Origin of the sequence: Chryseobacterium sp. JM1, from assembly GCF_000737715.1 — a bacterium.
GTDB lineage: Bacteria > Bacteroidota > Bacteroidia > Flavobacteriales > Weeksellaceae > Chryseobacterium.
This window is the reverse complement of sequence record NZ_JPRN01000017.1, coordinates 38,941-51,019: the sequence shown is the minus strand read 5'-3', so window position 1 is coordinate 51,019 and position 12,079 is coordinate 38,941. Positions and strand designations below refer to the sequence as shown.

General features: G+C 38.8%; 14 protein-coding genes. 1 reads left to right on the top strand and 13 read right to left on the bottom strand.

The genetic code is table 11. The features are described from left to right. Positions 1–3: 3 nt before the first annotated feature. From nuoF to IW22_RS20855, 8 genes are all read right to left on the bottom strand, one after another. Positions 4–1,362, bottom strand: a complete 1,359-nt coding sequence (nuoF, locus tag IW22_RS20885) for an NADH-quinone oxidoreductase subunit NuoF (RefSeq protein ID WP_034730706.1) — start codon at positions 1,360–1,362, stop codon at positions 4–6. 100 nt (positions 1,363–1,462) lie between these two features. After that, entirely contained in the window at positions 1,463–1,972 is a 510-nt protein-coding gene (gene nuoE, locus IW22_RS20880; RefSeq protein ID WP_034703555.1) for a complex I 24 kDa subunit family protein, read from the bottom strand. Between the two features lie 103 nt (positions 1,973–2,075). Continuing rightward, on the bottom strand, positions 2,076–3,299 hold the full coding sequence (gene nuoD, locus IW22_RS20875; protein WP_034730704.1) for an NADH dehydrogenase (quinone) subunit D: 1,224 nt from the start codon (positions 3,297–3,299) through the stop codon (positions 2,076–2,078). Between the two features lie 60 nt (positions 3,300–3,359). Continuing rightward, positions 3,360–3,854 (bottom strand): NADH-quinone oxidoreductase subunit C, encoded by a 495-nt coding sequence (locus IW22_RS20870; protein WP_034730701.1) that lies wholly within the window; start codon positions 3,852–3,854, stop codon positions 3,360–3,362. Between the two features lie 5 nt (positions 3,855–3,859). After that, complete coding sequence (locus tag IW22_RS20865) at positions 3,860–4,420, bottom strand: NADH-quinone oxidoreductase subunit B (protein WP_034730699.1); 561 nt, start codon at positions 4,418–4,420, stop codon at positions 3,860–3,862. Between the two features lie 95 nt (positions 4,421–4,515). Next, positions 4,516–4,887 (bottom strand): NADH-quinone oxidoreductase subunit A, encoded by a 372-nt coding sequence (locus tag IW22_RS20860; RefSeq protein WP_034730696.1) that lies wholly within the window; start codon positions 4,885–4,887, stop codon positions 4,516–4,518. Between the two features lie 121 nt (positions 4,888–5,008). Then, positions 5,009–5,185 (bottom strand): hypothetical protein, encoded by a 177-nt coding sequence (locus IW22_RS24510; RefSeq protein WP_165571917.1) that lies wholly within the window; start codon positions 5,183–5,185, stop codon positions 5,009–5,011. A 119-nt stretch (positions 5,186–5,304) separates the two neighbouring features. Next, positions 5,305–6,438 (bottom strand): GNAT family N-acetyltransferase, encoded by a 1,134-nt coding sequence (locus IW22_RS20855; protein WP_034730694.1) that lies wholly within the window; start codon positions 6,436–6,438, stop codon positions 5,305–5,307. A 104-nt stretch (positions 6,439–6,542) separates the two neighbouring features. On the opposite strand from IW22_RS20855, the gene IW22_RS20850 reads away from it, so the two are divergent. Beyond that, a complete protein-coding gene (locus tag IW22_RS20850; protein ID WP_034730692.1) occupies positions 6,543–7,253 on the top strand; it encodes a zinc metallopeptidase in 711 nt (236 codons plus the stop codon). Here IW22_RS20850 and IW22_RS20845 read toward each other — a convergent pair. From IW22_RS20845 to IW22_RS20830, 5 genes are all read right to left on the bottom strand, one after another. After that, complete coding sequence (locus IW22_RS20845) at positions 7,250–7,855, bottom strand: IMPACT family protein (RefSeq protein ID WP_034730690.1); 606 nt, start codon at positions 7,853–7,855, stop codon at positions 7,250–7,252. The two genes, IW22_RS20850 and IW22_RS20845, sit on opposite strands and share 4 nt — an antisense overlap. Positions 7,856–7,976: 121 nt before the next feature. Beyond that, a complete protein-coding gene (locus tag IW22_RS24830) occupies positions 7,977–8,159 on the bottom strand; it encodes a bacteriocin-like protein (protein ID WP_410492869.1) in 183 nt (60 codons plus the stop codon). 167 nt (positions 8,160–8,326) lie between these two features. Then, complete coding sequence (ribD, locus tag IW22_RS20840; RefSeq protein WP_034730687.1) at positions 8,327–9,361, bottom strand: bifunctional diaminohydroxyphosphoribosylaminopyrimidine deaminase/5-amino-6-(5-phosphoribosylamino)uracil reductase RibD; 1,035 nt, start codon at positions 9,359–9,361, stop codon at positions 8,327–8,329. 63 nt (positions 9,362–9,424) lie between these two features. Continuing rightward, a complete protein-coding gene (locus IW22_RS20835) occupies positions 9,425–11,230 on the bottom strand; it encodes a DUF349 domain-containing protein (RefSeq protein WP_034730685.1) in 1,806 nt (601 codons plus the stop codon). A gap of 76 nt (positions 11,231–11,306) precedes the next feature. Continuing rightward, positions 11,307–12,044, bottom strand: a complete 738-nt coding sequence (locus IW22_RS20830; RefSeq protein WP_034730681.1) for a shikimate dehydrogenase family protein — start codon at positions 12,042–12,044, stop codon at positions 11,307–11,309. Positions 12,045–12,079: the final 35 nt, after the last annotated feature.

Genomic DNA, 12,079 nt, shown 5'->3' with positions numbered 1-12,079 from the left:
CAGTTATGCATTTTTTTCAACAGCAGGAATAGGATCAGCATAATGTGCCAATCCATAATTTTGTGTCTGAGATAATTCAGGGTTTTTCACGTGCCATTCGAACTCGTCTCTGAAGTGACGGATTGCTGCTGCAACAGGCCAGGCCGCTGCATCTCCTAATGGACAGATGGTATTTCCTTCAATTTTTCTCTGTATATCCCAAAGAAGGTCGATGTCTTCCATTTTTCCTTCTCCTTTTTCTATCTTTTTTAAGATCTTATGCATCCATCCCGTTCCTTCACGGCAAGGGGTACATTGTCCACAGCTCTCGTGATGATAAAATCTCGCTAAAGTCATGGTATGTTCTACGATACACTGGTCTTCATCCAAAACAATGAAACCACCTGAACCCATCATGGTTCCGGTAGCAAAACCACCGTCTGCCAATGATTCATAGTTCATATATCTTGGCTCTCCGTTTACCGTTCTTAATAATAAATTAGCAGGAACAATCGGAACAGAACTTCCTCCAGGGATACAAGCTTTTAATTTTTTCCCGTCTTTAATTCCACCGCAGTATTCATCAGAATAAATGAATTCCTCAACCGTAATGGTCATATCGATTTCGTAAACTCCGGGTTTGTTGATGTTTCCACAAGCCGAAATCAATTTCGTTCCTGTAGATCTTCCTACCCCGATTTTAGCATATTCAGCTCCTCCCATATCAATGATCGGAACGATAGCTGCGATAGATTCCACGTTGTTTACTACTGTTGGTCTTTCCCAAAGTCCTTTTACAGCCGGGAATGGTGGTTTTAATCTTGGATTTCCTCTTTTTCCTTCAAGGGATTCAAGCAATGCCGTTTCTTCACCACAGATATAAGCTCCACCACCTCTTTGAACATAAATTTCCAGATCGTAACCTGTTCCTAAGATGTTTTTACCTAAAAATCCTGCTGCTTTAGCTTCTTCAATAGCTTCTTCCAAAATATCCGGGATCCATGAATATTCTCCACGGATGTAGATATAAGAAACATTTGAACCTAAAACAAAAGATGAGATCAACATTCCCTCAATCAATAAATGAGGAAGGAATTCCATCAGATATCTGTCCTTGAAAGTTCCAGGCTCAGATTCATCGGCATTCACAACCAGGTGTCTTGGAACGCCTTCAGGTTTTGCCAGAAAGCTCCATTTCATCCCTGTCGGGAATCCAGCTCCACCACGTCCACGAAGTCCTGAAGTTTTAACTTCTTCAAGAATTTCGTCAGGTGTCATTTTCAAGGCTTTTTCAGCTGCGGTGTAACCTCCCTGTTTACGGTAAGTTTCAAAGTAGCGAATGCCTTCTATATGTGCGTCTTTAAGTAAAAGTTTTTTACTCATTGTTATTTGCTTGTTGCAATTGGCTTTTGGCTTTTTGCATTTAATTATTAAAACTTAGTGAATAATTTAAAATCTAAAATTTAGAATTTAAAATATTTATTTAGTCCAAAGCAACTTGTCCCTGTCTGCAAAGATCAAGGATTTCGTCTACTTTTTCTATCGTTAAATTTTCATGAAAGAATTTCCCCAGCTGAAGCATTGGTGCGTATCCGCAAGCTCCAAGACATTCAGCAGGTTTCAGGGTAAACATTCCGTCTTCGGTAGTTTCTCCGTCCTTAATGTTCAGCTTGGTTCTGATATGATCAAGGATTTTCTCGCTTCCGCACACCATACAGGGTCCGGTTCTGCATACTTCCAAAACATATTTACCAACCGGCTTCATATTGAACATGGTATAAAAAGTAGCTACTTCATATACTTCAATTGGCTTAATACTTAATAATTCAGCAACATAATCCATCACAGGAACGTCTAACCATCCTCCGAATTCTTTCTGTGCTAAGTGAAGTACAGGAAGAAGAGCAGACTTTTGTCTTCCCTCAGGGTATCTTGCGATAATTTTGTGTACCTGTTCTAAACTTTCCGGTTTAAAAGCTATTGTTTCGCTCATTTTATTTTGTTGTAAAATGTACATTGTACAAAGTACAAAGTATTTATTATCTATTTATATTTTCAAGTACATTGTACATCCTACATTGTACTTTTTACATTTTTTATGCGTCTAATTCTCCCGCAATAATGTTCATACTACACATGGTAACGATCGCGTCTGAAATTACAGAACCTGTGATCATTTCAGGATATGCCTGATAGTAGATGAAACATGGTCTTCTGAAGTGAAGTCTGTAAGGGCTTCTTCCTCCGTCGCTCACCAAATAGAATCCTAATTCTCCGTTTCCACCTTCTACAGCATGGTAAACTTCTCCTTTAGGCACTTCAGTTTCTCCCATAACGATTTTGAAATGGTAGATCAACGCTTCCATTTTCTTGTAAACATCTGCCTTTTCAGGAAGATAGAAATCAGGAACATCCGCGTGGAATGGTCCTTCAGGAAGATTTTCGTATGCTTGTTTGATGATTTTCAGTGATTCCCAGATTTCCTGCTGACGAACCATGAAACGGTCGTACGTATCACCTGCAGTTCCTACAGGAATGATAAAGTCGAAATCCTCATAAGAAGAGTAAGGTTGTGCAACTCTTACGTCATAATCTACTCCGGCTGCACGTAAGTTAGGACCTGTAAAACCATAGCTTAATGCTCTTTCTGCAGAGATTGCTCCTGCACCAATGGTTCTGTCCATAAAGATTCTGTTTCTTTCCAGTAAAGTTCCGAATTCTTTGAATCTTGCCGGGAAAGTTTTTAAGAAATCCTGTAATAGCTCATGGAATTTCGGGGTGAAATCTCTTTCAAATCCTCCGATTCTTCCCATATTCGTCGTCATTCTGGCTCCGCAGATCTGCTCGTACATATCGTAAATACGTTCTCTTTCGATGAACATATAGGTAAGACCTGTAATAGCTCCTGCATCCATCCCGGTTACCCCGTTACAGATCAGGTGATCACCGATTCTGGCCAGCTCCATTAAAATAACACGCATATAATCTACACGCTTTGGAACTTCTATGCCGATCAGTTTTTCTACTGTCATGTGCCAACCCAGGTTATTGATAGGCGCTGAACAGTAATTCATACGGTCGGTAAGGGTAGTGATCTGAGCATAATTTCTTCTTTCGGAAATTTTCTCAAATGCTCTGTGGATGTATCCTACCGTTTGCTCTGCGTGAAGGATTCTTTCTCCGTCCATCGTTAAGATATTCTGGAAGATCCCGTGGGTAGCAGGGTGGGTAGGTCCTAAATTGAGGGTATAAAGCTGCCCGTCAATCTGCTCCTTACTTTCGTACTGGTTAAGTATATTAGATAATGAGTTATCTTTCATAATGATTGCTTTAGCTATTTGCTTCCGGCTATTGGCTGGCTGCCATTGGCCATTCGCTTTTTATCTTCCGAACATATTATCGTCCTTATCTGTTCTTGTTCCATCTTCCAGACGGTATTCCTTCAACATCGGATGGTATCCAAGATCTTCCATATTAAGGATCGCTCTCAGATCAGGATGTCCTTTGAATTTAATTCCGTAGAAATCAAAAGTTTCTCTTTCCATCCAGTTCGCTCCGGCAAATAATTCTACAAGAGAATCCACTTCCACATTTTCTCTGGACATAAAAATCTTCAGACGTAATCTGAAATTAGCCATCATATTGTGCAGATGATAGATAACACCGATCTCTTTTTCAGGAAACTCAGGGTAATGAATACCGCAGATATCAGTAAGGAAATTAAATTCCAGTGATGAGTCTCTTAAATAATGAATGATCTTTTTGATATCTTCCTTCTTCACTTCAATCGTCAGCATTCCATAAGGTTCTGAACTCGAAATCACAGAATCCGGAAATTCTCTTGTAATAGCTTCTAATACAAATTCGTTTGTCATTTCCCTTAGTTGCTTATGTTGTAAGAATCTAGTAATTTCTGGTATTCAGGCATATCTCTTCTTCTGATGCTTTCGCTTTCGGAAAGAGCCTGAACCTGCATTACACCTTCAATGATCTGCTCCGGTCTTGGAGGACATCCCGGAACGTATACGTCTACCGGAATAATTTTATCGATTCCCTGTAATACAGAGTACGTGTCAAAAATACCACCGCTGGATGCACAAGCACCAACAGCCACCACCCATTTTGGCTCAGCCATCTGAGTGTAAACTTCTTTTAGGACGGGTCCTAATTTTTTAGATATCGTTCCGCAAACCATCAGCATATCTGCCTGTCTTGGAGAGAAAGAGTTTCTTTCCATACCAAATCTCGAAGCATCATACGTAGGGTTCAGGGTAGCCATAAACTCGATACCACAACAAGAGGTTGCAAATGGTAAAGGCCAAAGAGAAAACTTCCTGGCCATCCCGATCACACTGCTCAGTTTCGTTGCGAAAAACCCTTCTCCTTCAAATCCTTCGGGAGCAGGTGCATCTGTTCTTATTACTGGTTTTTTATCTGACATTTTTATTAAATATTTAAAGATTCAAACATTTAAAAACTTAAAAACTTATCCATCTTTAAATTCGTTAAATACATTAAATCTTTTAATGTTAAAATTTATTTATCCCAATCTAATGCACCGCGTTTCCAAACATAGAAAAACGCCATGAAGAAGATCGCGACGAAGGTAAGTACGGCTAGGAATCCTTCAACGCCGAATTCTCTGAAGTTAACCGCATACGGGTAAAAAAATACGATTTCAATATCGAATAGTACGAACAATACCGCAGTCAGGAAGTATTTAATGGAAAACGGTGTTCTTGCATTTCCTTCAACAGGAACTCCACATTCCCAGCTTTGGTTTTTCACAGAATTTCCTTTCTTCTGTTTCGGTCCCAGAAAATGGGCTCCAAGCAAAGAAACGGCTACAAATGCCACTGCTACACCTGCTTGAAGAAGGATTGGAATATAACTTTCAGGTAAATTCATTTTTGCATTATTATCTCAATTTGCAAATTTAGCGAATAAACAAGAAAGCATGAAATTAATAAGCCTAAAAGTGGGTTGAAAATAGGGAAAACCGGTAATTTAGAATCAATAAAAATAGTGCTTATTTCTTCATTTTTCTGAGCAGAGAATAGGCCATAAAAGATATGTATCCGAAAAGAATACTGGCTAAGATTATGTTAACTATCGTGTTCAATCTGTCATCCTCGATCCGGAAAAAGAAGTTGTAGGCAATAAATGCTGCGATCAGAACGGCGAAAACAATGAGATGTGGTTTCATGGGATAGGGGATGTGTGTTACGGATTGAGAGATACGGGGTTCGAGTTGTAAGATGAAAAATATGAGTTATTAGTTTTAGATTTGAAATAAGTCACTAATAACTCATCAACGATTATTCATTACTCATTACTTATCATTAATGAGTAGGTTCTTCTTCTCTTATGGTTTACCGGATTGTAATCCTGCCACAGAACCTGAACGCTTTTATTTTCTTCCAGTTCCGGATTAGTTTCGGCAAAATCAATTCCCATACTGGTAAAACGCACGAAAATTTCTTTGAATATAATGGCTGTAACGCCACGTCTCTGGTATTCCGGGTGAATTCCGATCAGATAGAAATTGGCGCGGTCGTTTTTCTTTCCGGCCTGTAAAAAGTGCCACCATCCGAAAGGAAACAGTTTTCCTTTAGATTTCTGTAAAGCCTTTGAATAAGAAGGCATGGTGATGGCAAATGAAACAAGTTCATTATTTTCATCTACGACGCAGATGACGTAGTTTTTGTCTATAAACGGGAAATATTTTTCTCTATACGTTTGAATCTGCTCATCCGAAATAGGCGTGTAGGTAGAAAGATGTTTATAGGTTTCATCCAGAAGCTTAAACATCGGTTCTACAAATGGTAAAATCTCCTGTTTTGACTTGAAGTTGAGAACCTTAAGCTTGTATTTCTGTGCGATCAGACCGCTGAATTTTTCTACTTTTTCAGGGAGAACTTTCGGGAAATTCATCTCATATTCTACCCATTCTTTTTCTTTGGTCAGTCCAAGATCCTCCAGATGTTTAGGATAGTATGCATGATTATAGATTCCGATCATGGTGGCCAGCTTTTCAAATCCCATGGTCAGCATTCCTGCCTTATCAAGATTCGTGAAGCCCATGGGTCCTTCTATCTTATCTATATGATGTTCTTTAGCGTAATCTATCGCTTTTTGAATCAGAGCTTTAGAAACTTCTTTATCGTCAATGAAATCGATCCATCCGAAACGGACTTTTTTAATGCCCAGTTCTTTTTCCTCCTTATGATTGATGATCACAGCGATTCTTCCAACTACTTTATTGTCTTTTAAAGCCAGATACTGTTTGGATTTTGAATAATGTAAAGCCGGATTTTCTTTGGCATCCCAGATTTTAAATTCGTCTTTGATAAAAGATGGAACGTAATAGGGGTTGTTTTTATAAAGATCCATTGGAAACCTTACGAATTGTTTTAATTCGCTTTGGTTTTTTACTTCAATAACTGAAACTTCTGACATAATTAGAGGGTAATTAGAGGACAAATATAAATAATAAAATGTAATACTTTGGCACAGTTTTTACATCATTATGGTTAAAATTTAAACACAAAAATCTATATAAAATGACGGGTTATTATATCATTATCGGTATTTCAATGCTGGTGAGCTGGTGGGTTTCATCAAGATTGAAATCGAAATTTGAATACTACTCCAATGTACATCTCAGAAATGGTCTATCGGGGAAAGAAGTGGCAGAAAAGATGCTTAGAGATAACGGGATCAATGATGTACAGGTAATTTCAGTTCCCGGTCAGCTGACGGATCACTATAATCCGGCAGATAAAACAGTTAATCTTTCTGAAGGAGTCTATATGCAGAGAAATGCGGCTGCGGCTGCAGTAGCAGCTCACGAATGCGGTCATGCGGTACAACATGCTGTAGGGTATTCAATGCTGAATCTGCGCTCAAAACTGGTTCCTGTTGTCAATATAACGTCTAATCTTATGCAGTTTGTTCTTATCGCAGGTATAGGAATCATGGTTGCTACAAGATCTATTGAAGATCCGAATGGAAATACAGCCGTTCTCGCGATTGGAGTAGCGATGTTTGCTATGACGACACTTTTCGCTTTTGTAACGCTTCCCGTTGAATACGATGCGAGTAACAGAGCGATGAAATGGCTTAAAGATACAGGCACGGTGACTCAGGAAGAATTTGTAGGGGTACAGGACAGTCTGAAATGGGCGGCAAGAACCTATTTGGTGGCAGCCATCGGATCACTTGCACAGCTCCTTTACTGGGGATCTTTACTGCTTGGCGGAAGAAGAAATTAATCTTTAAATTCAAATGTAACATACTGCATCTCGGATAATTTATCTGAGATGCTTTCTTTTTGGGCCAATTTTAAAGAGGCAGTCAATATGCAGTTTTCATTAGCGTCAAAATTCAAAACCTTCGCATCAAATTTAGAAAGCAGGGTAAATATGGTATTCTGTTGATTGAAGTTGAACTGGATTTCGATTTCTGCTTCAAGTTCTCTGGTAATGATATTCGCTTCTTCCAGGGTAATTTTTGCACATTCTTTATAGGCCTTTACCAAGCCGGAAACGCCGAGTTTTGTTCCGCCATAATAACGCACGGAAATAACGAGAACATTGGTGATTTCATGAGCTAAAAGCTGGTTGTAAATAGGGAGTCCCGCACTTCCTGAAGGTTCTCCGTCATCGTTGGCGCGGTAGTTTTCCCCTTCCAGACCCATTCTGAAAGCATAACAATGATGGGTAGCTTTTGGGTGTTCTTCCCTTACTTTCTCCAGTGCGTTTTTCAGTTCTTTTTCATTATTGACAGGAAATGCAAATCCGATGAACTTGCTTCCTTTTTCTTTTAATAAAGTATTTTCTATGGGTTTTTCTATCGTTTTGTATTCGAACGTCATTACAGCCGGCTTTATACCTGCAAAAGTATAAAATGTAGGATAAGTTACACAATGATCACGAAAGAAGCCGCCAAATTATTTGACAGCTCCTTGTTTTTTTTTTGAATATTAAACTTAATGACTAGATTCCATCACCGCAAAGATCCATTGGAATTAAGCACATATAACTTGTAGGGCCGCAAAAATCCTGCGGGCACCTATCTCTGCATCTTGTAGATTGTCCGTTAGGTAGCGTACAGGTTACAAATGCGCCACCGCTAATACTTTTTAAGCCGGTTCTTGAAATTTTCTTTAGATTTTTCATGTAATGATGATTTGGATTCATATTAATTAATTCACCATTAAGTTACTTAATTAATTTCAACTGAAATATGATTTCATGAAAATTTTATTATGTTAAATTGATTTTGTGATCGATTTCATGATTGCTGATGGTCGAAATGGGTTTGAATCATTTTAATTTATATAATCTTAATCGTTAAAATCAAGCAAATAGAATGAAACGGTATTGTCCCTGAAAGCTTTGATATCATGAGGTTTTACACCAAGTGCAGGAGCCTTCGTTCCGTTTTCAAGTTTCAGACCTTCGTTTTTAATGACGATGGTTTCATCCCAAAGCCCTGCATGAATAAACTGTAGTAGGGTATAGCTTCCGCCTTCTATAATGACGGATTGTATCTGTTCCTTATAAAGTGCCGTCATGAGGTCCGGCAGGAAATTCTCTTTTCCGACTTTGATGAATTTTATGTTGTTTTCCGTTCCTTCTTTTTCAGAATTGATGACCAGCGTTTGTGCTTCATCATTATATATTTTAAAGTCTTGGGGAACTTTTAAGTCAAAATCTATGAGAATTCGTACAGGATTCACTCCTTCGGCATTTCTTACGGTCAAACCTGGATTATCATTTAAAGCCGTCTGTGTTCCGACTAAAATGGCGTGTTCATCAGCTCTTAACTGGTGTACAAACTGATTGACCAAAGCATTTGAAATAGCAGTAGGTTTAAAATCCTTATCTAAAAATCCGTCTCCTGATTCTGCCCATTTCAGAATGATATACGGCCTTTTCTTTTCGTGATAGGTGAAAAATCTTTTGTTTAATTCAATGCATTCTTTTTCCAGTACTCCGGAAACAGCTTCTATTCCTGCATCCAGGATAATTTTCTTTCCCTTCCCGTTTACTTTATCATGAGAATCCATAGCACCGATGACCACCTTTTTGAATCCTAATTCTTTAATTTTTAAAGCACATGGAGGTGTTTTCCCGTAATGCGCACAGGGTTCCAGGGAAACATAGATGGTAGATTCCGGAATCAGGTTTTTATCTTCTACAGAATTGATGGCATTGATCTCCGCATGATTTTCACCGGCTTTATGGTGATAACCTTCCCCGATGATCTTTCCGTCATGGACGATCACGCTGCCTACAAGAGGATTGGGATAGGTTTTGCCCAGTGCTTTTTGGGCGAGCTCAATGCATCTTTTGATATATAATTCGTCGTTGTTCATAGGGTGAAAAGAAAAAGCGAAGACAAATTTCTTTGCTCCGCCTTTATTATATTGTTTAACAGATTATTCTCCTGCAATAATATTGTGAAGATTTTGTCTTAAAGTTTCAAGATGTACTTTCTTCTCGTCGATGGTATTGAAGGTATCTCTTAGAAGTGGATTTTCTTTTGACGGGTTTTTGAAGAATGCCAGGTTGTTTTCCAGTTTTACAATTTCGCCTTCAAGGTCAGAGATTTGGCTCTTGATCTTTCTTGCTTTATCGGTAAGCTGGTTTTCCGTTAATCCTTCTTCCTTCAGTTCAAGCTCATTGATTTTATTCAACTTCAGCTTTTCTCTCAACGTTCTGTTGAATTCGGTATTGATGGCGATTTTGTCTCTCGGTACTTTCCCGATGTTGTTCCAGGCCGTTTTTATGGCTTCAATTTTTTCAATGCTGCCTTCGTCGTTGGAAACCGTTTTCAGGTCTTCGAGAATTTCTTTTTTCTGCTTGTAATTCTCTTTCCAGTTATCGTTAGACGCATTGTTTTTCTCTCTGTAATTGTTGAAGAACGTATTACAGGCATCACGGAATTCATCCCAGATCTTATTGGTCATGCTCTTTGGAACGTGCCCGATCTTTTTCCAGTCTTCCTGAAGCTTTTTGAATAACGGAACGGCAATGTCCCATTCTTCGTTGTTCATATTGTCCTGAGCAGTCTGTATCAGTTTTAATTTGTCTTCCAGATTGGCTTGCTGAGAACCTTTCAGAGATTTATAGTAATTGTTCTTTGTCGTGTTGAAACCTCTAAGCGTTGTTTTGAAATCATTCCAGTTCTGGTTGGACAGTTTTCTTGGAACACTTCCTGTTTTCAGGAATTCGGTACGAAGATCTTCCACTCTTTTGATGGAGTTCTGCCAGTAACCGTGATTAGGCGTTTCAGCAGGCTCAGACAGTTTTTTGATTTCCGCGATGATCTGGTTTTTCTTTTCCAGATTGTCATTCTGCTCTCCTTCAATAGCTGCAGAAAGTTCAGATTTTCTTTCGTGAATCTTGTTGGAAATTTCTTTAAACTCTTCCCATGTTTTTTCACGGAATTCTTCTGCTACCGGTTCAGCTTCTTCTTTCCAAAGTTTGTGAAGGTATTGAAGTTCGTTCAGTGCCTTTTGAATCACAGGCTCGCTTTCCAGTTCTTTGGCGCGGGCAATGATGTGCTGTCTTTTCTCAAGGTTGTGGCTGAATTCCTGCTCTAAGAATTCTTTATTAAGATCCAGCATCTGATAAAACTGATTCAGGTGGTGGAAATAATTATTGTTAAGGATCTTGAATTCAGATTTTGCTACCTGTCCGGCTTTTGACCATTCTTCTTTGATCTCACGGATGGATTTGAAAAGGTTGGTTCCCGCCTCAGAATTCGTGTACAGATTTTTAAGTCTTTCTATGATGTTCTGACGGTGATCAAGGTTTTTCTTTTGCTCTTCATCCTGAGATTTCTGATAAGTGTCGTGCTTTTCTCTGAAAATATTGATCAGGGCAGACAGTTTAGACTGTAAGGGATGCTCATAGCTGAAATTTTCAGGAGCATTTCCGCCTTCTGCATATTCATGCTTTTTGTCTTCCACTTCATCATGGATGTAGTGACTTGCTTTTTCTTTTAACTGATTGAATCTTTTGAAATTTTCACCAGCATTGGCCGTGTTGATGATTTTTTCCATTTCTTTCAAAGCATCAGCCAGAGAGATATCATCAGTGTGATCCTCTTCAAGGTGTTCAGCCTCATCATCATGAGCAGTTTCACCATGAGGTACGGGCGTTTCTGACGTTTCCTCCTGAGGTACTTCGTTAGGAATTTTATTTTCTTCGTTTTCAGAAAGATTGTTTTCTGTAGTCATAGCAAATCTTTTATGTGAGTGGCGTTAATATCCTTTTGATATATAGCTGTAAAGCCAATTAAGGTACTAATTTAGGTTATTTTTTTTGAAAATTCCAAATTTCCCAAGCTTTTTCTGCTTGCTGTTCAAGCATGTAATACCCGTTCACAGTTTTGGCTCCTTTTTCGGATGCTTTAATGATGAATTGAGTGTAGTTTGGGTTGTAGATCAGGTCAATGATCAGGTGTTCCGATGTGATCCCGTCAAAAGGGAATTCCAGGCAGTCTTCCACATTCGGGAATGTACCGACTGGAGTACACTGGATAATAATTTTATGGTCGATAACCGTCTGGCTGTCGAGGTTTTCAAAATTGATCTCAGAATTTCTTGAAACCGTGATGGATGGAATTCCGTGTTTATCCATTACATATTTTACAGCTTTTGCAGCGCCTCCGTTTCCAAGGATCAAAGCTTTGTCCTGATAGGTTTTCTTATGGAGCAGAAGTGTTTTTTCGAAACCGAAAGCATCCGTATTGTAACCTGTTTTTTTACCGTCTCTGATCAAAACACAGTTCACGGCACCAATTTTTTCAGCCTCATCGCTGAGTCCGTCAAGGTAATCAACAATCTTTTCCTTGTATGGGATGGTGACATTGAATCCTAAAAGTTCCGGATCGGTAAGGAGATTCTCTACTTCATCAATTTCATTCAGGTCAAAAATATCGTAGGTAAAGTCTTTCAGCATCAGCTTCTGAAACTTGTCTTCAAAGAATTTTTTGGAAAAGGAATAGGAAATATTTCTTCCTATCAGCCCTAATTTTTTATTGGATTCCATACATCAAAAATAAAAAAAAGACCGAATAAATCGGT